21 protein-coding genes are annotated in these 21,081 nt (G+C 71.7%); all 21 read left to right on the top strand.

From position 1 onward, the window contains the following. Nucleotides 1-22: 22 nt before the first annotated feature. The 21 genes from mltG to metK all read left to right on the top strand — a co-directional run bounded on the left by mltG (nucleotide 23) and on the right by metK (nucleotide 21,081). Entirely contained in the window at nucleotides 23-1,639 is a 1,617-nt protein-coding gene (gene mltG, locus P5G50_RS13570; RefSeq protein WP_301208318.1) for an endolytic transglycosylase MltG, read from the top strand. Continuing rightward, complete coding sequence (locus P5G50_RS13565) at nucleotides 1,632-2,912, top strand: shikimate dehydrogenase (RefSeq protein WP_301208319.1); 1,281 nt, start codon at nucleotides 1,632-1,634, stop codon at nucleotides 2,910-2,912. Before mltG ends, P5G50_RS13565 begins: the two co-directional genes overlap by 8 nt. A 50-nt stretch (nucleotides 2,913-2,962) precedes the next feature. After that, entirely contained in the window at nucleotides 2,963-4,171 is a 1,209-nt protein-coding gene (gene aroC, locus P5G50_RS13560) for a chorismate synthase (protein ID WP_301208320.1), read from the top strand. Nucleotides 4,172-4,175: 4 nt separating this feature from the next. Continuing rightward, on the top strand, nucleotides 4,176-4,694 hold the full coding sequence (locus tag P5G50_RS13555) for a shikimate kinase (RefSeq protein WP_301208321.1): 519 nt from the start codon (nucleotides 4,176-4,178) through the stop codon (nucleotides 4,692-4,694). Beyond that, the gene (gene aroB, locus P5G50_RS13550) at nucleotides 4,691-5,770 is read left to right on the top strand and encodes a 3-dehydroquinate synthase (RefSeq protein ID WP_301208322.1); all 1,080 of its coding nucleotides are present in this window, start codon (nucleotides 4,691-4,693) and stop codon (nucleotides 5,768-5,770) included. Before P5G50_RS13555 ends, aroB begins: the two co-directional genes overlap by 4 nt. Next, nucleotides 5,767-6,156, top strand: a complete 390-nt coding sequence (locus P5G50_RS13545) for a hypothetical protein (RefSeq protein WP_301208323.1) — start codon at nucleotides 5,767-5,769, stop codon at nucleotides 6,154-6,156. The genes aroB and P5G50_RS13545 overlap by 4 nt, the downstream gene beginning before the upstream one ends. Beyond that, entirely contained in the window at nucleotides 6,153-6,590 is a 438-nt protein-coding gene (locus tag P5G50_RS13540; protein WP_301208324.1) for a type II 3-dehydroquinate dehydratase, read from the top strand. The genes P5G50_RS13545 and P5G50_RS13540 overlap by 4 nt, the downstream gene beginning before the upstream one ends. Before the next feature lie 112 nt (nucleotides 6,591-6,702). Next, nucleotides 6,703-7,266: an elongation factor P gene (efp, locus tag P5G50_RS13535; RefSeq protein ID WP_301208325.1), complete on the top strand. Its 564-nt coding sequence runs from the start codon at nucleotides 6,703-6,705 to the stop codon at nucleotides 7,264-7,266. Continuing rightward, the gene (gene nusB, locus P5G50_RS13530) at nucleotides 7,266-7,694 is read left to right on the top strand and encodes a transcription antitermination factor NusB (RefSeq protein WP_301208326.1); all 429 of its coding nucleotides are present in this window, start codon (nucleotides 7,266-7,268) and stop codon (nucleotides 7,692-7,694) included. The genes efp and nusB overlap by 1 nt, the downstream gene beginning before the upstream one ends. Then, nucleotides 7,691-8,401, top strand: a complete 711-nt coding sequence (locus tag P5G50_RS13525; RefSeq protein WP_301208327.1) for a DsbA family protein — start codon at nucleotides 7,691-7,693, stop codon at nucleotides 8,399-8,401. The genes nusB and P5G50_RS13525 overlap by 4 nt, the downstream gene beginning before the upstream one ends. 96 nt (nucleotides 8,402-8,497) lie before the next feature. Beyond that, on the top strand, nucleotides 8,498-9,079 hold the full coding sequence (pyrR, locus tag P5G50_RS13520; RefSeq protein WP_301208328.1) for a bifunctional pyr operon transcriptional regulator/uracil phosphoribosyltransferase PyrR: 582 nt from the start codon (nucleotides 8,498-8,500) through the stop codon (nucleotides 9,077-9,079). After that, nucleotides 9,076-10,026 (top strand): aspartate carbamoyltransferase catalytic subunit, encoded by a 951-nt coding sequence (locus tag P5G50_RS13515; RefSeq protein WP_301208329.1) that lies wholly within the window; start codon nucleotides 9,076-9,078, stop codon nucleotides 10,024-10,026. The genes pyrR and P5G50_RS13515 overlap by 4 nt, the downstream gene beginning before the upstream one ends. Before the next feature lie 4 nt (nucleotides 10,027-10,030). After that, nucleotides 10,031-11,353, top strand: a complete 1,323-nt coding sequence (locus P5G50_RS13510; protein WP_301208330.1) for a dihydroorotase — start codon at nucleotides 10,031-10,033, stop codon at nucleotides 11,351-11,353. Next, a complete protein-coding gene (locus P5G50_RS13505; protein WP_301208332.1) occupies nucleotides 11,346-11,873 on the top strand; it encodes a PH-like domain-containing protein in 528 nt (175 codons plus the stop codon). Before P5G50_RS13510 ends, P5G50_RS13505 begins: the two co-directional genes overlap by 8 nt. A gap of 1 nt (nucleotide 11,874) precedes the next feature. Beyond that, nucleotides 11,875-13,053: a glutamine-hydrolyzing carbamoyl-phosphate synthase small subunit gene (gene carA / locus P5G50_RS13500; protein WP_301208333.1), complete on the top strand. Its 1,179-nt coding sequence runs from the start codon at nucleotides 11,875-11,877 to the stop codon at nucleotides 13,051-13,053. Then, nucleotides 13,053-16,343, top strand: coding sequence for a carbamoyl-phosphate synthase large subunit (gene carB / locus P5G50_RS13495; RefSeq protein WP_301208334.1), 3,291 nt, complete (start codon nucleotides 13,053-13,055; stop codon nucleotides 16,341-16,343). Before carA ends, carB begins: the two co-directional genes overlap by 1 nt. Continuing rightward, entirely contained in the window at nucleotides 16,340-17,197 is an 858-nt protein-coding gene (gene pyrF, locus P5G50_RS13490; protein WP_301208335.1) for an orotidine-5'-phosphate decarboxylase, read from the top strand. Before carB ends, pyrF begins: the two co-directional genes overlap by 4 nt. Further along, nucleotides 17,190-18,137 (top strand): guanylate kinase, encoded by a 948-nt coding sequence (gmk, locus tag P5G50_RS13485; RefSeq protein WP_301208336.1) that lies wholly within the window; start codon nucleotides 17,190-17,192, stop codon nucleotides 18,135-18,137. The genes pyrF and gmk overlap by 8 nt, the downstream gene beginning before the upstream one ends. 63 nt (nucleotides 18,138-18,200) lie before the next feature. After that, nucleotides 18,201-18,458 carry a DNA-directed RNA polymerase subunit omega gene (gene rpoZ / locus P5G50_RS13480; RefSeq protein ID WP_301208337.1) on the top strand — a complete coding sequence of 86 codons (258 nt, stop codon included), beginning with the start codon at nucleotides 18,201-18,203 and terminating at the stop codon, nucleotides 18,456-18,458. Nucleotides 18,459-18,547: 89 nt separating this feature from the next. Further along, entirely contained in the window at nucleotides 18,548-19,831 is a 1,284-nt protein-coding gene (locus tag P5G50_RS13475; protein WP_301209375.1) for a bifunctional phosphopantothenoylcysteine decarboxylase/phosphopantothenate synthase, read from the top strand. Nucleotides 19,832-19,887: 56 nt separating this feature from the next. After that, the gene (gene metK / locus P5G50_RS13470) at nucleotides 19,888-21,081 is read left to right on the top strand and encodes a methionine adenosyltransferase (RefSeq protein WP_301208338.1); all 1,194 of its coding nucleotides are present in this window, start codon (nucleotides 19,888-19,890) and stop codon (nucleotides 21,079-21,081) included.

Below are 21,081 nucleotides of genomic sequence, written 5' to 3'. Positions count from 1 at the left end.
AAGCGAGCAGAGGACCTCCCCCTTGTCCCAGAATCCGAACGAGAAGCCGGAGCCGCCCGCGTTCCCTGCCGTCAACCGGCAGCCGATGACCCGCCGGGAGGCCCGACTGGCTCGGGAGGCGCAGGAGGCGCAGCCCGCCGAGACGCCGGGTGAAGGCCAGGCCGCGCAGGAGGAGCCCCGGGAGCTCCAAGAGCCCGAGGAACACAGGGAGCAGCCGACCGAGGCCGCGCCGCCGCCGCGCTCGGCGCGGGCCGCCGCCGAGGCGGAGCATCCGCCGCTGCTGCAGAGCGGCCCCGTTCCGGCCGTCCCGGAGACCTCGACCGACCGCGACGCGCTCGACCGGCTCGACTTCGACGCCGTCATCACCGGGCCGATCGCGCAGGTGGAGCAGCCGGAGCCGGTGGGCGCCGCAGCGCGCCGTCACGGCTCGGACGCGCGAGACCACGACCACGACCATCCCGCCCGTGCGCTGTTCGGCGCCTTCGCCGACCACGACGAGACGCCCGAGGAGGGCGGGTCTCCGCTCGCGTGGCGGCAGCAGAACTACCTCTCGCACGAGGACCCGCCCAAGCGGAAGCGCCGTTGGGTGCGCCCGCTGATCGTCTTCGTCGTGATCTTCGCCGTGCTCGGCGGGATGGCCGGAGCGGCCTACGCCGTGTTCCAGCCGCAGGTGGCCGCGCTGGTGGACAAGTTCGCACCGAAGGACGACGACTACAGCGGCAGCGGCACCGGCGAGGTGATGTTCACCATCGTCTCGGGCGACACCGGCTCCGACATCGCCACGAAGCTGCACAAGGCGGGCGTCACGAAGAGCTACGACGCCTTCTACTCGCTGCTGCTCCGGCAGAGCACCCAGGTGGAGTTCCAGCCCGGCGTCTTCAAGCTGGCGAAGCAGATGAGCGCGAGCTCGGCGCTCGTCGCGCTGCAGGACCCGGCGAGCCGCGTCCAGAACACCGCGGTCATCCCGGAGGGGACGGCAGCGGTGGACGCGCTGCAGATCGTCTCGGAGCAGGCAGGCATCTCGCTCGACGAGCTGAAGGCCGCCGCCGCGAAGCCGGCGGACTTCGGGTTGCCGGCGGAGGCGAAGTCGCTGGAGGGCTTCCTGTTCCCGGCGACCTACACCTTCGGGCCGGGGACCACCGCGCACGACGCCATCAAGACGATGGTCGACCGCATGTTCCAGGCGCTCGACGAGGCCGGCGTCGCACCGGCGGACCGCTGGAAGACGATCATCCTGGCCTCCGTCGTGCAGCGTGAGGCCGGCCTGAAGGACGATTACCCGAAGGTCGCCCGCGTCTTCCTGAACCGGCTCGCGCAGGGGTGGAAGCTGCAGTCCGACGCGACCGTCGCCTACGGCACGGGCAACACCCACCGGGTGGAGACCACCGACGCGGAGCGCGCGGACGCGAGCAACCCCTACAACACGTACGCGCACGAGGGGCTCCCTGTCGGGCCGATCTCGAACCCGGGCGACCTCGCGATCAACGCGGTGGTGCACCCGGCGGACGGCCCGTGGATGTTCTTCGTGACCTGGAACCTGGAGACCGGCGAGACGATCTTCTCCACGACGGACGCGGAGCACGAGGCAGCGGTGGAGAAGTGGCAGCAGTGGATGAAGGATCACCCCGAGTATGAGTGACACCGGTAAGAACCCCCGTACGAGCCGCGCGGACGCCGACGAGCGCCCCGCCCAGGAGGACGGCGTCTCCGAGGCGTCGGCCGAGGCGCAGATCGCTGAACTCGTGGAGGCGGAGCGCGCCGCCGAGGCGGAGGAGCGCGCCGTCGAAGAGGCCGAGGAGGCCGAGGAGCGCGAGGAGCCGGACGACGACGACCTCGACGAGGTGGGGCTCGAGGAGGCGGACGACGACGCCGACGGGGACGACGACGAATCGGACGACGACGGCGTTCCCGGGGATGGCGGCGTCGAGGCCGTCGCGCCGGAGGTCGCCGAGGACATCGCGCTCGACGTCGAGGTGGCGGAGGAGATCGCGGTCGAGAAGGGCGACGCCGAGCCCGACGACGACGACGACGAAGAAGACGAACCCGTAGACACCCCCTCCTATCGCCTCGCCGTGCTCGGCTCCCCGGTGGCGCACTCCCGCTCGCCCGAGCTCCACGCCGCGGCCTACGACGCGCTGGGCCTCGACTGGTCCTACGAGGCCGTCGACGTGCCGGAGGGCGGGCTGGCCGACTTCATCGACGGGCTCGGTCCCGAGTGGCGGGGTCTCTCGCTGACGATGCCGCTCAAGCAGGCCGTGCTCCCGCTGCTCACCGAGCGCGACCGCGTCGCCGAGCAGACGGGCGCCGCGAACACCGTCCTGTTCGATGGGGAGGCCGTCGCCGGCTTCAACACCGACGTCGCCGGCATCGTGCGGGCGCTCGCGGGCGCCGGACTGACGGAGGCGCGCTACGTCCACATCCTGGGCGGGGGAGCGACAGCGGCGTCCGCCTTGGCCGCCGTCGCCGAGCTCGGCGCCGAGCGGGTCGACGTGCATGTGCGCGACCTGGAGAAGTCGTCGTGGCTGGAGCCGCTGGCGCACGAGCTGGGGCTGATGATCCGGCTGCGCTCGTTCAGCCAGGCCGACCGCTCGCTCGACGTCCCAGACCTCGTGATCAGCACCCTCCCGGGCGGCACGAGCACCGAGGCGCTGTACACCGACAGCACCCGGCGCAGGGCCGTGCTGCTCGACGTGGCGTACGAGCCGTGGCCGAGCGCGCTCGCGTCGGCGTGGGCGTCCGTCGACGGCACGGTCGTCTCCGGACTTGCCATGCTCGTGCACCAGGCGCTGCTGCAGGTGCGCGTCTTCGTCTCCGGCGATGTGCTGCAGCCGCTGCCCGACGAGGAGGGCGTGCTCGAGGCGATGCTCGACGCCGCGGGGATCGACGCGGCAGGGGTTCCGCTCGAGGCTTGAGCGCCTCCACCCGGGCGGACCGGGTCACCGCGCTGTGCCACAATCGAAGCATGCTTCGTTGGCTCACGGCCGGGGAATCCCACGGTCCCGAACTCATCGCCGTCCTGGAGGGACTCCCCGCCGGGGTCCCCGTCTCGCTCGACGAGGTGCGTGCCGACCTGGCCCGTCGCAAGCTCGGCTACGGTCGCGGCGCGCGGATGAAGTTCGAGCAGGACGCGCTGGACGTCTCCGGCGGCGTGCGCCACGGCTTCAGCCTCGGCAGCCCGATCGCCCTCCGCATCGGCAACACCGAGTGGCCGAAGTGGGTCGACGTGATGAGCCCGGAGCCGGTCGACCCGGAGGTGCTGAACAGCGGCCGCGGCGCCGCGCTCACCCGTCCGCGCCCCGGGCACGCCGACCTGGTCGGCATGCAGAAGTACGGCTTCGACGAGGCGCGCCCGGTGCTGGAGCGCGCGAGCGCCCGTGAGACCGCTGCCCGCGTCGCGCTCGGCGCGGTGGCGCGCTCGTTCCTGCGCGAGCTGGGGATCACGCTCGTGAGCCACACCCTCTCCATCGGCCCCGTCCGCGTGCCGGAGGGTTCGCCGCTGCCGCGCCCGGAGGATGTCGACACCCTCGACGCCGACCCGCTGCGCTGCTTCGACCCCGCCACTTCCGAGCGGATGGTCGCCGAGGTCGACGCCGCGCACAAGGACGGCGACACCCTCGGCGGCGTCGTCGAGGTGCTCGCGTACGGCCTCCCGCCGGGGCTCGGCTCGCACGTGCACTGGGACCGCCGGCTCGACGCGCAGCTCGCGGCCGCGCTCATGGGCATCCAGGCGATCAAGGGTGTGGAGGTCGGCGACGGCTTCCTGACGACGACGCGCCGCGGCTCCGAGGCGCACGACGAGCTCGTCGCCGAGGACGGCACCATCGTCCGCACCAGCGACAAGGCCGGTGGCACCGAGGGCGGCATGAGCACCGGCAGCGTGCTCCGCGTCCGTGCCGGCATGAAGCCGATCGCGACCGTGCCGCGCGCGTTGCGCACGGTCGACATCGCAACGAGCGAGGCGGCCCCCGCGCACCACCAGCGCTCCGACGTCTGTGCCGTGCCCGCGGCGGGCGTCGTGGCGGAGGCGATGGTCGCACTGGTGCTCGCCAACGCGGTCCTGGAGAAGTTCGGCGGCGACTCGCTTCCCGAGACGGCCCGCAACCTGCAGGGCTACCTCGACAGCATCCCGCAGAACCTCGCCACCGAGCGCGTCAGCGCGCCCTCCGCCTGATCCGATGACGGTCGTGCTCATCGGGCCGCCCGCAGCCGGCAAGACGCGGGTGGGCAAACGGCTGGCGAAGCGCCTCCACCTGCCCTTCGTCGACACCGACGCCGTCGTGGTCGCGCAGCACGGACCGATCCCGCAGATCTTCGCGGAGCACGGGGAGGCGCACTTCCGCACTCTGGAGCGCGCGGCGGTCGCCGAGGCGCTGGTCGACCCCGGCGTCGTCTCGCTCGGCGGCGGCGCCATCCTCGACCCCGACACCCGTGCCGACCTGGCGGACAAGCGGGTGGTGCTCGTCACCGTCGAGCCCGAGGCCATCGCGGACCGGATCAACAACGCCAAGCGGCCGCTCGTCACCGACCTGGAGTCGTGGAAGCGGCTCGTCGCCGAGCGCCGGCCGCTGTACGAGTCGCTCGCCGACTACACCGCCGACACCTCCCGCCGCCCGATCGAGACGATCGTCGAAGAGATCGCCGCGTGGGTGGAGGATCAGCAGCCGGCTCAGCCGGACACGGAAGGACACTCATGACCGACGCCCCCACCGAGATCCTCGTCCCGGGGGACCGGCCGTACCCGGTCGTCGTCGGCCGCGGCCTCCGCCACGACCTGGCGCCGTACCTCGGCACCGGCGTCGCGAAGGTCCTCGTCGTGCACCCGCCGACGCTGGGCGCGGCCGCGGCCGAGCTGCGCGAGTCGCTGCTCGGGCAGTACGAGGTGCTGCTGGCGGAGGTGCCGGACGCGGAGGCCGCCAAGCGCGTCGAGGTCGCCTCCTTCCTCTGGGGCATCATGGGCCAGGCCGACTTCACCCGCTCGGACGCCGTCATCGGCTTCGGCGGCGGAGCGGTCACCGACCTCGCCGGCTTCGTCGCGGCGACCTGGCTGCGCGGCGTCAAGCTCGTGCAGGTGCCGACCACCGTGCTGGGGATGGTGGATGCGGCGGTCGGCGGCAAGACCGGTATCAACACGGCGGAGGGCAAGAACCTCGTCGGCGCCTTCTACGCGCCGGCGGCGGTGGTCTGCGACCTCGACACGCTCACCTCGCTCGGCCGCAACGAGATCCTCGCCGGCTTCGCCGAGATCGTGAAGTACGGCTTCATCGCCGAGCCCGAGATCCTCGACATCATCGAGCGCGACGTCGACCGCGCCACCGACCCGGAGTCGCCCGAGCTGCGCCGCCTGGTGGAGCTGTCGATCGGGATCAAGGCGCGCGTGGTGGGGGAGGACTTCACCGAGCAGGGCCTCCGCGAGATCCTCAACTACGGGCACACCCTCGGCCACGCCATCGAGCACGCGGAGCGGTACCAGTGGCGGCACGGCGCCGCGATCTCGGTCGGCATGGTCTACGCGGCCGAGCTGGGCCGGCTGAGCGGCCGTCTCCCGGACGAGGTCGTGGACCGGCACCGCCGCATCCTGGAGTCGCTGACACTGCCGACGTCGTACCCGCTCGGCCGTTGGCAGACCCTCCTGGCGACCATGCAGCGGGACAAGAAGGCGCGAGGCAGTATGCTGCGCTTCATCGTGCTCGACGACGTGGCGCGGCCGACCGTGCTGGCCGGCCCCGACCAGAGCCTGCTGTTCGCCGCCTACCAGGAGATCGGATCATGACGACGAAGACACCGCTCGAGCGCTTCCAGGCGAAGCCGGGCGACGCGGTCGCGGTGATCGGCGCCGCGTCGGCGGAGGAGCGCGCCGTCGTCGGGCCCCTGCCCACGGGCGCGACGGAGACGGAGGCGGTCGACGCCGCTGCCGTGGTCGTCACGTTCGCGCGCTCCCGGGCCGAGCTGGTGCAGCGCTACGGCGAGCAGCTCCCCGCACTCGCGGGGGCCAAGGCCGTCTGGTACCTGTACCCGAAGGGCAACAAGGCCGACATCAATCGTGACGGTGTCGCCGCGGAGGCACGCGCGTTCGGCTGGCGCGCGGTGAGCAACCTCGCCGTGGACGACGTGTGGTCGGCCATCCGGGTGCGTCCGCTGAAGGAGGGCGAGGAGTGAGCACCGTCCTGGTCTTCAACGGACCCAACCTCGGCCGGCTCGGCACCCGCGAGCCCGACGTCTACGGCTCGGGGACGCTCGACGACCTCCGCTCGGTGCTGCAGGAGGATGCGCCCGACTGGACGATCGACCTCCGCCAGACCGACACCGAGGGCGAGCTGATCGGCTGGCTGCACGAGGCGGCCGACAGCGGCGCACCGGTCATCCTGAACGCGGGAGCCTGGACGCACTACTCGTATGCGCTGCACGACGCCGTCTCGCTCGTGACGAAGGCCGGGGGCACCGTCCTCGAGGTGCACCTGTCGAATCCGCACGCCCGCGAGGAGTTCCGTCACACCAGCGTGATCACCCCCGTGGCGACCGGCGTCATCGCCGGACTCGGCTTCGAGTCGTACCGGCTGGCGCTCGCGTACATTCGCCGAAACGCCCGCTGACGTCTAGAATCTCTGGGGGCCGCCGCTCGCCGTGGCCCGCCGTGGACGGTGCTGAGGGCGCCGCATCCACCCGGATCTTCCCGCATACCGCATACGTGAATGGAACCTGCGCATGGCATCGACCGCTGACATCAAGAACGGCATCGTCCTCAACATCGACGGACAGCTCTGGAGCGTGATCGAGTTCCAGCACGTCAAGCCGGGCAAGGGCGGAGCTTTCGTCCGCACCAAGCTGAAGAACGTCACCACCGGCAAGACCGTGGACCGCACGTACAACGCCGGCGCCAAGATCGAGATCACCAACGTCGACCGTCGCGACTACCAGTACCTGTACCAGGACGGCGCCGACTTCGTCTTCATGGACACCAGCGACTACGACCAGATCACCATCCCGGGCCCGGTCGTCGGCGACGCCGCCAACTTCATGCTCGAGAACCAGAACGTTACGGTCGCGCTGCACGAGGGCTCGCCGCTCTACGTCGAGCTCCCGGCCTCCGTCGTTCTGGAGATCACCTACACCGAGCCGGGCCTGCAGGGCGACCGCTCCACCGGCGGCACCAAGCCGGCGACCGTGGAGACGGGCTACCAGATCCAGGTCCCGCTGTTCCTCAACACCGGCACCAAGGTCAAGGTCGACACCCGCACCGGCGACTACCTCGGCCGCGTCAACGACTAGTGAGCGCCAGGACCAAGGCGCGCAAGCGCGCGCTCGACGTGCTCTACAGCGCCGACCTGCGTCAGCAGCCGCTGCCGCAGGCCCTGGCGGTCGCCGCCGAGCGGGCGGTCAACGAGCCCGCACGTGAGGCGTCGTGGCTGTACGCCCGCGAGATCCTCGACGGGATCGTCGACCACCAGGACGAGATCGACGAGCAGATCGAGACGTACGCGCAGGGCTGGACGCTCGCCCGCATGCCCGCCGTCGACCGCGCCATCCTCCGCATCGGCGTGTGGGAGCTGCTGTTCAACGACGAGGTGCCGGACGGCGTCGCCATCTCGGAGGCGGTGGAGGCGGCGACCGTGCTGTCGACCGACGACTCCGCCGGCTTCGTAAACGGGCTCCTGGCGAAGATCGCGCAGTCCCAGCCGAAGAAGAAGGCGCAGTGAGGGCCGCCCGCCGCGCCCTCGCGGCCGTCGCCGTCGCTGCGGCGCTGCTGACCGGCACCGCCGGCTGCGCGCTGCTCGGCGGCAACTCGTCGGTCCCGGTCGCGACCGCCAAGCCGCCGACGGGCACGGACGGCGCCGTCGACTTCGACGGTCGCTTCCTCGCCGCCGGCAGCGGGGAGAAGACGGTCGACATCTGGTTCGACGCGATGTGCCCGGTGTGCGGCGCGTTCGAGAAGGCCAACGGCGACACGCTCGCGAACGCCGTGAACGACGGCGAGGTCACGCTGCGGCTGCACCCGCTGACGTTCCTGGACCGCGCCTCCAACGGCACCGGGTACTCCACCCGCGCGGCTGCGGCCCTGGTCTGCGTCGGCGTGCACGACTCCACGCGCGTGCTCGACTACTACCAGGCCCTCTTCACCGACCAGCCGGAGGAGGGGTCCAACGGCCTCACCGACGAGCAGCTCGCGAAGCGCGCCTCCGACCTCGGCATCGCCGACATCAGCGGCTGCCTCGACCGCAGCGGGCCGTACCAGGCCTGGGCGCAGGCGAACACCGCGCAGTCGCAGGAGGGCCCGATCGAGGTCGACGGGACGAAGGTGCTCGACCGCATCGAGGGCACCCCGACGGTACTGGTGAACGGCAAGCAGTACACCGGCAGCATCAGCGACGCCAAGAAGTTCGAGGACTTCCTCTCGTCGCACTGATCGTCGGAGCGCTGATCGTCGTCGGAGCACTGATAGGCTCGTCCGTCGACAGACATCCTTTAACAGCCGTCCTGTGAGGCGGGGAAGGAGGTCGGCATGACAGCGCGCACCGTGCTGCAGCAGGCTGACATCGCCCGGGCGTTGACCCGGATCTCCCACGAGATCCTGGAGTCGAACCGGGGAACCGACGACCTGGTGATCCTGGGCATCCCGACGCGCGGCGTCGTGCTCGCCCGGCGGATCGCCGAGAGCATCCAGCGCATCGAGCCGCAGAAGGTCGCCGATGCGGCCGCCATCGTCGGCTCGCTGGACGTGACCATGTACCGCGACGATCTGTCGCGGAACCCCACCCGCACGCCGCAGCCCACCGCGCTGCCCGGCTCCATCGACGGCAAGACCGTCGTGCTGGTGGACGACGTCCTCTACTCGGGCCGCACCATCCGTGCCGCGCTCGACGCGCTCAACGACCTGGGCCGGCCGCGGGCCGTGCGGCTCGCCGTTCTGGTCGACCGCGGACACCGCGAGCTGCCGATCAGGGCGGACTTCGTGGGCAAGAACCTCCCGTCCGCGGCCTCCGAGCGCATCTTCGTGCGGCTCGCCGACGTCGACGGCGTCGAGACGGAGTCGGTGTCGATCGAGGGGCCGAGCGACCAGGGCGACGGGGAGGCCGGCGCATGAGGCACCTCCTCTCCACCAAGACCCTCTCCCGCGAGGACGCCCTGCGCCTGCTCGACGTCGCCGAGGACATGGCCGACGTGCAGGAGCGCGAGGTCAAGAAGCTGCCGACGCTGCGCGGCCGGACCGTCGTGAACCTGTTCTTCGAGGACTCGACCCGCACGCGCATCTCGTTCGAGGCGGCGGCCAAGCGGCTCTCGGCCGACGTGATCAACTTCTCGGCGAAGGGGTCGAGCGTCTCCAAGGGCGAGAGCCTCAAGGACACGGCGCAGACCCTGGCCGCGATGGGCGCCGACGGCGTCGTGGTGCGGCACAGCGCCTCCGGGGCCCCGCACACGCTGGCGACCAGCGGCTGGATCGACGCCGGCATCGTCAACGCGGGCGACGGGATGCACGAGCATCCCACGCAGGCGCTGCTGGACGCGTTCACGATGCGCCGCCGCCTCCACGGCTCAGCATCCCGCGGCAAGGACCTCGACGGGGTCTCGGTCGCGATCGTCGGCGACATCCTGCACTCGCGCGTCGCGCGGTCCAACGTCTGGCTGCTGCGCACGCTGGGGGCGCACGTGACGCTGGTCGCGCCTCCCACGCTCCTGCCGGTCGACGTCTCGGGCTGGCCCGCCGCGATCGGCTACGACCTCGACGCCGCGATCGATGCCCGGCCGGACGTCGTGATGATGCTCCGCATCCAGTCCGAGCGCATGAAGGCGGCCTTCTTCCCGACGGAACGCGAATACGCGCGGCGTTGGGGACTGGACGACGAACGACTCGGCCGGCTCGGCACCGATAGCATTGTGATGCACCCGGGCCCCATGAACAGGGGGCTGGAGATCTCAGCAGCGGCGGCCGACTCGCCCCGCTCGACGGTCAGGGAGCAGGTGGCGAACGGCGTCTCCGTGCGGATGGCCGCGTTGTACCTCCTGCTGTCCGGTGGCGATCGGGAGGCGTAGGACGATGAACGAGAAGCATGTGATCAGCGGCGCAACGCTGGCCGACGGCCGGCGCGCCGACCTCCTGATCGACGGCGGACGGATCGCCGAAGTGGGCTCAGGGCTCTCCGCCGCGGGCGCCACCGTGATCGACGCGGACGGCCTGCTGGCGCTGCCCGGCCTGGTCGACCTGCACACGCACCTGCGCGAGCCGGGCTACGAGCAGAGCGAGACCGTGCTCACCGGCACGCGCGCCGCAGCGGCCGGCGGCTTCACCGCCGTGTTCGCGATGGCCAACACCTCGCCGGTGGCCGACACCGCCGGCGTGGTGGAGCAGGTGCTCAGCCTGGGCGAGGCCGCCGGGTACGCGACCGTACGGCCCATCGGCGCGGTGACGGTCGGGCTCGCGGGTGAGCGGCTCGCCGAGCTCGGCGCGATGGCCGACTCCCGCGCCCAGGTGCGGGTGTTCTCGGACGACGGCAAGTGCGTCTCCGACCCGCTCCTGATGCGCCGCGCGCTGGAGTACGTGAAGGCGTTCGACGGCGTGATCGCCCAGCACGCGCAGGAGCCGCGGCTCACCGAGGGCGCCCAGATGAACGAGGGCGCGCTCTCGGGCGAGCTGGGCCTCGCCGGCTGGCCGGCGGTCGCCGAGGAGTCGATCATCGCGCGGGACGTGCTCCTCGCCGAGCACGTCGGCTCGCGCCTCCACGTCTGCCACGTCTCGACGGCCGGCTCGGTCGACGTGATCCGCTGGGCGAAGGCCCGCGGCATTGACGTGACGGCCGAGGTCACGCCGCACCACCTCCTGCTCACCGAGGATCTGGTGGCCGGGTACGACGCGCGCTACAAGGTCAACCCGCCGCTGCGCCGCGCGGAGGACGTGGAGGCGCTGCGCGCCGGCCTCGCCGACGGCACCATCGACATCGTCGCGACCGACCACGCCCCGCACCCGGTGGAGGCGAAGGACTGCGAGTGGGACGCCGCCGCGTTCGGGATGGTCGGCCTCGAGTCGGCCCTGTCGGTCGTGCAGGCGTCGGTGGTGGACGACGGGAGGCTCGGCTGGGCCGACATCGCCCGCGTGCTCTCGGCGACGCCCGCGCGCATCGGGCGGCTCGCCGGCCACGGCCACCCGCTCGAGGCCGGGGCGCCCGCCGAGTTGTTCCTCTACGACCCGGCCGCGTCGCGCGAGTTCTCCACCGGCGACCTCGCCGGCAAGGGCGTCAACTCGCCGTACCTGACCCGCACACTGCCGGGCCGCGTCGTCGCCACCTTCCACCGCGGCCGCCCGACCGTGCTCGACGGCCGCGTAGTGGATCAGCAGCAGCTCGCGGAGGTGGCCCGTGGATAGCCTCCTCCCGACCGTGGTGACGGTCGTCGTCCTGCTCGTGCTGGTCCTGCTGGCCGTGTGGGGCTGGCGGCGACGGGTGCGCCGCGATGCGCCGGCGGGCGGCGGCTACCCGCTGCCCGAGGGGGCCGCGGTGCCGGGTGTCGTGGCGGACGTGCTCTACGTCGCGACGACGAAGGCCGGCCAGCAGCTCGAGCGGCTGGCGCTGCCGGGTCTGTCGTTCCGCGGCAAAGGCGCACTCAGCGTCGCGACCGACGGCGTGACCATCCGCGTCGCGGGCGAGGAGCCGGTGTTCGTGCCGGCCGGAGCCCTCAGCGACGTCGGCGCGGCCTCCTACACGATCGACCGGGCGGTGGAGCGGGACGGCCTGCTCCGGCTCGGTTGGACGACCAGCGGCGGCGCGGCCGCCGACAGCTACTTCCGGGTCGTGGACCCGGCCGGCCCGGGCCCCGTGTCCGCGGCCATCCAGGACATCATCCGCCCGGCGCAGGCCGCAGGCGGCTCGACGGAAAGCGAGGTGTGACGTGACCGCAGCACAGAAGGCGGTGCTCGTCCTCGAGGACGGCACGCGGTACGTGGGCCGGGCGTACGGCGCGATCGGGCGCACGCTCGGAGAGGCCGTGTTCGCGACCGGCATGACCGGCTACCAGGAGACGCTGACGGACCCGTCGTACGCGGGCCAGATCGTGCTCATGACGGCGCCGCACATCGGCAACACGGGTGCGAACGACGAGGACATGGAGTCGCGGCAGATCTGGGTGGCGGGCTTCGTCGTCCGCGAGCCCAGCCGCGTCGTGTCCAACTTCCGCTCGCAGCGCTCGCTCGACGACGACCTCGTCGCGCAGGGCGTGGTCGGCATCAGCGGCATCGACACACGCGCGGTCACGCGGCACATCCGCTCCGCGGGGGCGATGCGCGCCGGCGTGTTCTCTGGGGAGGACTTCGACCTCAGCGACAGCGAGCAGCTCGACCTCGTGCAGAACGGCGCGAAGATGACGGGCCGCAACCTCTCGGCCGAGGTCTCGACCATCGAGCCGTACACGGTCCCCGCCGTGGGGGAGAAGGTCGGCTCGGTCGCCGTGCTCGACCTCGGCGTCAAGAAGTCGACGCTCGAGAACCTCGCGGCCCGCGGCCTCGATGTGCACGTGCTCCCGCAGCAGGTGACTGCGCAGGACATCCTCGACCTCGGCGTCTCCGCGCTGTTCTTCTCGAACGGCCCCGGCGACCCGGCCGCCTCCGACCGCCACGTCGCCCTGCTGCAGGAGACGCTGCGCGCCGGGGTGCCGTACTTCGGCATCTGCTTCGGCAACCAGCTGCTCGGCCGCGCCCTCGGCCTCGATACCTACAAGCTGCCGTTCGGCCACCGTGGCATCAACCAGCCGGTGCTCGACAAGCGCACCGGCCGAGTCGAGATCACCTCGCAGAACCACGGCTTCGCGGTGAAGGCGCCGATCGACGCGACCTTCGACTCGCCGGCCGGCTTCGGCAAGGTCGAGGTGAGCCACTTCAGCCTCAACGACCAGGTGGTGGAGGGGCTCAACTGCCTCGACCTCAACGCCTTCAGCGTGCAGTACCACCCGGAGGCCGCCGCCGGCCCGCACGACGCCAACTACCTCTTCGACCGCTTCCTCGACATGGTCAGGGAGCGCAATGCGCAGGATGCGGCCCCCGCCTCCGCCGCCGACCAGGAGCAGAACGACTGATGCCCAAACGCGACGACATCCACTCCGTCCTCGTCATCGGCTCCGGCCCGATCGTCATCGGCCAGGCCGTCGAGTTCGACTACTCGGGCACCCAGGCCTGCCGCGTGCTGAAGGCCGAGGGCGTCCGGGTCATCCTGGTGAACTCGAACCCCGCGACGATCATGACCGACCCCGACTTCGCCGACGCCACTTACGTCGAGCCGATCACGTGGGAGGTGCTGGAGGCGATCATCGCCAAGGAGCGCCCCGACGCGATCCTGCCGACCCTCGGCGGCCAGACCGCGCTCAACGCGGCCATGCAGCTGCACGAGCACGGCATCCTCGAGAAGTACGACGTCGAGCTGATCGGCGCGAAGTTCGAGGCCATCCAGAAGGGCGAGGACCGCCAGATCTTCAAGGACCTGGTGATCGAGGCCGGCGCCGAGGTGGCGCGCTCGTACATCGCGCACACCGTCGACGAGGCGCTGGAGTACGCGGAGGACCTCGGCTACCCGCTGGTCGTGCGCCCCTCCTTCACCATGGGCGGCCTGGGCTCGGGCTTCGCGTACACGCCGGAGGAGCTGCGCCGCATCGTCGGCGACGGCATCCATCAGAGCCCGACCAGCGAGGTGCTCCTGGAGGAGTCGATCCTCGGTTGGAAGGAGTACGAGCTCGAGCTCATGCGCGACACGGCCGACAACACGGTCGTGGTCTGCTCGATCGAGAACGTCGACCCGGTCGGTGTGCACACCGGCGACTCCATCACCGTGGCGCCCGCCCTGACGCTCACCGACCGCGAGTACCAGCGGCTGCGCGACATCGGCATCGACATCATCCGCGCGGTCGGCGTCGACACCGGCGGCTGCAACATCCAGTTCGCGGTGAACCCCGAGAACGGGCGGATCATCGTCATCGAGATGAACCCGCGCGTCTCGCGGTCGTCGGCGCTGGCGTCGAAGGCGACCGGCTTCCCGATCGCGAAGATCGCGGCGAAGCTGGCGATCGGCTACCGCCTGGACGAGATCCCGAACGACATCACCAAGGTCACCCCGGCGAGCTTCGAGCCGACGCTCGACTACATCGTCGTCAAGGTGCCGCGGTTCGCGTTCGAGAAGTTCCCGGCCGCCGACCCGACGCTGACCACGACCATGAAGTCGGTGGGCGAGGCCATGGCCATCGGCCGCAGCTTCTCGTCGGCGCTGCAGAAGGCGCTGCGCAGCCTGGAGAAGCGCGGCTCGTCCTTTCACTGGGGCGCCGAGTCCCGGTCGGTGGAGGAGCTGCTCGAGTCCATCAAGACCCCGACCGACGGCCGCATCGTCGACGTCCAGCAGGCGCTGCGCCTCGGCGCGACCCCGGAGCAGGTCTTCGAGTCCACGAAGATCGACCCCTGGTTCATCGACCAGATCGTGCTGATCAACGAGGTCGCCGAGGAGATCCGCACCGCGGAGACGCTCGACACCGACACCCTCCGCTACGCCAAGGACCACGGCTTCTCCGACGCCCAGATCGGCGAGCTGCGCGGCTTCGGCGAGGCGGACGTGCGGGAGGTGCGCCACATCCTCGGCGTCCGCCCGGTCTACAAGACGGTCGACACATGCGCGGGCGAGTTCCCGGCGCTGACGCCCTACCACTACTCCAGCTACGACCTGGAGACCGAGGTGGAGCCGAGCGACAAGCGCAAGGTCGTCATCCTGGGCTCCGGCCCGAACCGCATCGGCCAGGGCGTCGAGTTCGACTACTCGTGCGTGCACGCCTCGTTCGCGCTGCACGACGCCGGGTTCGAGACCATCATGATCAACTGCAACCCCGAGACGGTGTCGACCGACTACGACACCAGCGACCGGCTCTACTTCGAGCCGCTGACGCTGGAGGACGTGCTGGAGGTCATCCACGCCGAGTCGCAGAGCGGCGAGCTGGTCGGCGTGGTCGTGCAGCTCGGCGGCCAGACTGCGCTGGGTCTCGCGAAGGGCCTGGAGGCCGCGGGCGTCCCGATCCTCGGCACCACGCCCGAGGCGATCGACCTGGCGGAGGAGCGCGGCCAGTTCTCCGAGATCCTCGAGAACGCCGGCCTGCTCGCCCCGCGCAACGGCACGGCGGTCGACTACCCGAGCGCCGCGCACGTCGCCGAGCAGATCGGCTACCCGGTGCTGGTGCGCCCGAGCTTCGTGCTCGGCGGCCGCGGCATGGAGATCGTCTACGACAACGCCTCCCTCGCCGACTACTTCGAGCGTGTCGCCAACCAGGGCATCGTGGGCCCGGCCCACCCGCTGCTGGTCGACCGCTTCCTCGACGACGCGATCGAGATCGACGTCGACGCGCTGTACGACGGCGAGCGGCTCTACATCGGCGGCGTGATGGAGCACATCGAGGAGGCCGGCATCCACTCCGGCGACTCGTCCTGCACCCTGCCGCCGATCACGCTCGGCCGCCGCGAGGTCGACCGCGTGCGCGAGGCCACCCGGCTGATCGCCGAGGGCATCGGCGTCCGCGGCCTGCTCAACGTGCAGTTCGCGATCGGTGCGGGCGTGCTCTACGTGCTGGAGGCCAACCCGCGCGCCTCGCGGACGGTCCCGTTCGTCTCCAAGGCGCTGGGCATCCCGCTCGCGAAGGCCGCCTCGCGGGTCATGGTCGGCGAGACCATCGCCGGGCTGATCGAGGAGGGACTGCTGCCCGCCCAGGACGGCTCCGTCATCCCGATGGACTCGCCCGTGGCGGTGAAGGAGGCGGTGCTCCCGTTCAAGCGCTTCCGCACCCGCGAGGGCGTCGTCGTCGACTCGGTGCTCGGCCCGGAGATGCGCTCCACCGGCGAGGTCATGGGCATCGACAAGGACTTCCCGCGGGCGTTCGCGAAGAGCCAGGCCGCGGCCTACGGCGGCATGCCGCTCGGCGGCACGGCCTTCGTGTCGGTGTCCGACCGCGACAAGCGCGCCATCGTGCTGCCGGTGCTGCGCCTCCAGCAGCTCGGCTTCGAGATCCTCGCCACCGAGGGCACGGCGGAGGTGCTGAACCGCAACGGCATCGGCGCCCGCGTCGTGGCCAAGTACAGCGAGGCGCAGGCGAGCGGGGAGGGCGACTCCATCGTCGACCTGATCGTGCGCAACGAGGTCGACGTCGTGATCAACACCCCGAGCGGCCGCTCCGCGCGCGCCGACGGGTACGAGATCCGCGCCTCCGCCGTGGCCGGCGACAAGCCGCTGTTCACGACGATCGCCGAGCTGAGCGCCGCCGTGGCGTCGATCGACGCGATCAGCGAGGGCTTCGAGGTCACGTCGCTGCAGGAGTACGCGAGGCAGAGGGCAGCGCGCGCGTGAGCTTCGGTGACCGGCTGGCCGCCGTCTTCGCGGGCCGGGGGAGGCTGTGCGTCGGCATCGACCCGCACGCGCACCTCCTCGACGCCTGGGGGCTGAGCGACTCGGCGGACGGCGTGCGCGCCTTCGGCCTGGCCGTCGTGGAGGCGGCGGCGGGCCGCGCCGGGATCGTCAAGCCGCAGGTGGCCTTCTTCGAGCGGTTCGGCTCCGCCGGGTACGCCGCGCTGGAGGAGGTGCTCGCCGCCGCCCGCGCGGCCGGGCTCCTGGTGATCGCCGACGCGAAGCGCGGCGACATCGGCACGAGCGTCACCGCGTACGCCGAGGCATGGCTGACGCCCGGATCGCCGCTGGAGGCCGACGCGATGACCGTCGCCGCGTTCCAGGGCGTCGGCTCGATCGCCGAGCCGCTGCGGCTCGGCGAGCAGCACGGCAAGGGGCTGTTCGTGCTGGCCGCGACCTCCAATCCGGAGGCCGCCGCGATCCAGCAGGCCGTCGTCGCGTCGGGGGAGCGGGCCGGGCTGACGGTCGCACGTGCCATCATCGAAGACGTGCACTCCTTCAACCAGGCGCAGCCGGAGCACGCGCTCGGGACCGCCGGGCTCGTGCTCGGCGCGACCGTCGACCTCGCCGACTACGGCATCGACGTCGCGACCGCACCGCGCACGCCCGTCCTCCCCGTGCTCGCCCCGGGCTTCGGCCACCAGGGCGCTCTCGTCGCCGACGCGCCGCGCATCTTCGGCTCGTACGCCCCCGGCGTGATCGTGAGCGAGTCCCGCGGGCTGCTGAACGCCGGCCCGTCGGGTCTCGCCGACGCGATCGACCGCCGCGCCGAGGAGGTGCGCGCCAGCCATGGCTGAGCCCGCCCACGAGTCGTCCCGCGAAGCGTCGCGGCGCCCGGCACCGCCCGAGGTCGACCGCGCCGCCGCCTCGCAGGCCGCCGTCGCCGCCCGCCGCGCCCGCGCAGCGGTGAAGGCCGCCATCGCCTCCCGCGAGCTGTCCCCGCTGACCGTGCTCGACCGGGCGACGGCCGAGCCGGACGGCGTCGAGGGCCGCCTCCGGGTCACGGAGTTCCTGCTCAGCGTGCCCGCGATCGGGACGACCAAGATGCAGGAGGCCCTGGGCCGCCTCCAGATCTCGCCCGCGAAGCGCCTGGGCGGCCTCGGCCGGCACCAGCGCCTGCGGCTGCGCGACTACCTGATCGAGCGCGAGGGCAAGGTGGAGCGCCGGCGCAACCGGCTCGTCGTGCTCGCCGGTCCGACCGCGGTCGGCAAGGGCACGGTCTCGACCTACATCCGGGAGCACTACCCGGAGGTGCTGCTGTCGGTCTCCGCGACCACGCGGGCCCCGCGTCCCGGCGAGGTCGACGGTGTGCACTACTACTTCGTCGACGACGCCGAGTTCGACCGGATGATCCGCGACGGCGAGCTGCTGGAGCACGCGACCGTGCACAACTCCTACCGCTACGGCACCCCGCGCGGGCCCATCGAGCACGCGCTCGACGAGGGCCGCTCCGTGCTGCTCGAGATCGACCTGCAGGGCGCGCGCCAGGTGCGCGAGTCGATGCCGGAGGCACGGCTCATCTTCCTGCTGCCTCCCACCTGGGAGGAGCTCGTCCGGCGGCTGATCGGCCGCGGCACCGAGGACTCCGCCGAGCAGCAGCGCCGGCTGGAGACCGCGAAGGTCGAGCTGGCGGCGCAGGACGAGTTCGACCACAAGGTCGTGAACCACGACGTCGCAGAGGCCGCTCGCGAGGTCGTAGACTTGATGAAGGTCCGCGCGGCGCCGTCGCGTCCGTAGACCGCCATCGTCGCGCCGACTCCGGCGCCCATCCGACCGACCACGGCAAGGAGCTCCTCCCGCATGGCTACCAGCAACAACGGCATCATCGACCCGCCCATCGACGACCTCCTTGCGAAGGTCGAGTCGAAGTACGCGCTCGTCATCTTCGCGTCGAAGCGCGCCCGCCAGATCAACGACTACTACGCCGACCTCCACGAGGGCAGCCTGTTCGACAACGTCGGCCCCCTGGTCGACTCCTCCGTCGACGACAAGCCGCTGTCGGTGGCCCTGCACGAGATCAACGAGGACAAGCTCGTCGTCAAGCCGATCGCCGAGTAACGACCGCATCGCCGAGTAAGAACCGCAGCGCAGAGCGACCGCAGCCGGGCACGGCCCGGCCAGGAGGGGGTGCCGCCGTGAGCACACGATTGACCGTCGTCGTCGGAGTGACCGGCGGCATCGCCGCGTATAAGGCCGTCGGCGTCATCCGGGCGCTGGTCCTCGACGGGCACTCGGTGCACGTCGTCGCGACGGAGGCGGCGCTGCGCTTCGTCGGCCGGCCGACCCTGGAGGCGATCAGCCGCAACCCCGTCGCCACCGACCTCTACGAGGGCGTGGCCGAGGTGCGGCACGTGGCCATCGGCCAGTCCGCCGACCTCATCGTCATCGCCCCCGCGACGGCCAACACCATCGCCAAACTCGCCGCCGGGATCGCCGACGACCTGCTCGGCAACACCGTTCTCGCCTCCACCGCCCCGCTGGTGATCGCCCCGGCGATGCATACCGAGATGTGGCGCAACCCCGCCACCGTCGCCAACATCGCGACGCTGCGCAGCCGCGGCGTGACGGTCGTCGGCCCGGCGAGCGGCCAGCTGACCGGCGCCGACTCCGGCCCGGGCCGCATGGAGGAGCCCGACGTCATCGCCCGCGCGGCCCTGCGCGCCGCCGGTGTCTCGCCGCGCCCCGCTCTCGCCGCGGCGCCCGAGCCCGTCGCCGACGTGGTGGTGCTGTCCGAGCGACGGCGCGCCAACGAGGCTGCGCGCGCCCCGCGCGGCGGCGTCGACCTCGCCGGCAAGCGCGTCGTCGTCACCGCAGGGGGCACGCGCGAGCCGCTCGACCCGGTCCGCTTCCTCGGCAACCGCTCCAGCGGCCGCCAGGGCGTCGCCATCGCGAGCGCCGCGCAGGCCAGGGGAGCGGAGGTCGTGCTGATCGCCGCGCACCTCGAGGTCGAGCCCCCCGAGGGCGTCGAGCTGGTGGAGGTGCAGACCGCGCTCGAGCTCGAAGAGGCGGTGACCGAGGCCTCCCGCGCCGCCGACATCGTCGTGATGACCGCCGCCGTCGCCGACTACCGGCCCGCCGAGACCCGTGACGCCAAGATCAAGAAGTCGGAGGCCGGGCAGACCCTCACCCTCGAGCTGGTCGCCAACCCCGACATCCTCGCCGGACTCGCGTCGCGCAAGCGCGACGGCCAGGTGCTGGTCGGCTTCGCCGCCGAGACCGAGCCCGACCCCTCCGCCCTCATCGAGCTGGGCCGCAACAAGCTCGCCGCGAAGGGCAGCGACTTCCTGGTGCTCAACCAGGTCGGCTGGTCGCAGGGCTTCGCAACGGAGAGCAACGAGGTCGTCGTGCTCCGGAAGGGCGGGGATATAGTGATGGAGGCCTCGGGCTCGAAGCTGTCGGTGGCCGACCGTATCCTCGACGTCATCGTCTGACGGCTCGCGTTCCGCTTGCGAACGCGCCGCATCCCCGCCCGAGCAAGGGAGAACCATTGGCAGATCTGCGCCTGTTCACGTCCGAGTCGGTCACCGAAGGGCACCCGGACAAGATCTGCGACCAGATCTCCGACAGCATCCTCGATGCGCTCCTGGCCGTCGACCGCCACAGCCGGGTCGCGGTCGAGACGCTCGTCACCACCGGGCTCGTGCACGTCGCCGGCGAGGTGACCACGAACGGGTACGTCGAGATCCCGGCGCTGGTCCGCGACAAGATCGTCGAGATCGGCTACGACTCGTCCGACGTCAGCTTCGACGGCACCCAGTGCGGCGTCTCCGTCTCGATCGGCGCGCAGTCGCCCGACATCGCGCAGGGCGTCGACAACGCGCTCGAGACCCGCGCCGAGCAGAGCCACGACGACCTCGACCGCCAGGGCGCGGGCGACCAGGGCATCATGTTCGGCTACGCCACGACCGAGACGCCGCAGTACATGCCGCTGCCGATCTGGCTGGCCCACCGGCTGGCCGAGCGCCTCGCCGAGGTGCGCAAGGACGGCACGCTCGACTACCTCCGCCCCGACGGCAAGACCCAGGTGACGGTCGGCTACGAGGGCATCGTGCCGAAGTCGGTGCAGACCGTCGTGCTCTCGACGCAGCACGCGCCGCACGTCTCGTCCGAGCAGCTCCAGGCGGAGGTGATCGAGGAGGTCATCGCGCCCGTCCTGCACACCGCGGGCCTCGAGTCGTCGCACATCCGCACCCTGATCAACCCGACCGGGCGCTTCGAGATCGGCGGCCCGAAGGGCGACGCCGGCCTCACCGGCCGCAAGATCATCGTCGACACCTACGGCGGTGCCAGCCGCCACGGCGGTGGCGCCTTCTCCGGCAAGGACCCGTCGAAGGTCGACCGCTCCGCCGCGTACGCCATGCGCTGGGTCGCGAAGAACGCGGTCGCCGCGGGCCTCGCCGACCGGCTGGAGCTGCAGGTCGCCTACGCGATCGGCAAGGCGGCGCCGGTCGGCCTGTACGTCGAGACCTTCGGCACGGGCACGGTGCCCGACGAGCGGATCATCGCCGCCATCCGCGAGGTGTTCGACCTGCGCCCTGCCGCGATCATCCGCGACCTCGACCTGCTGCGCCCGATCTACGCGAAGACCGCGACCTACGGCCACTTCGGCCGCGAGCTGCCCGAGTTCACGTGGGAGCGGCTGGATCGCGTCGACGACCTGCGGTCGGCCGCGGGGCTGTAG

This window comes from Leifsonia williamsii, from assembly GCF_030433685.1.
Lineage (GTDB): Bacteria > Actinomycetota > Actinomycetes > Actinomycetales > Microbacteriaceae > Leifsonia > Leifsonia williamsii.
The sequence above is the reverse complement of the archived record's forward strand: the minus strand, read 5'-3'. Positions and strand labels throughout refer to the sequence as shown.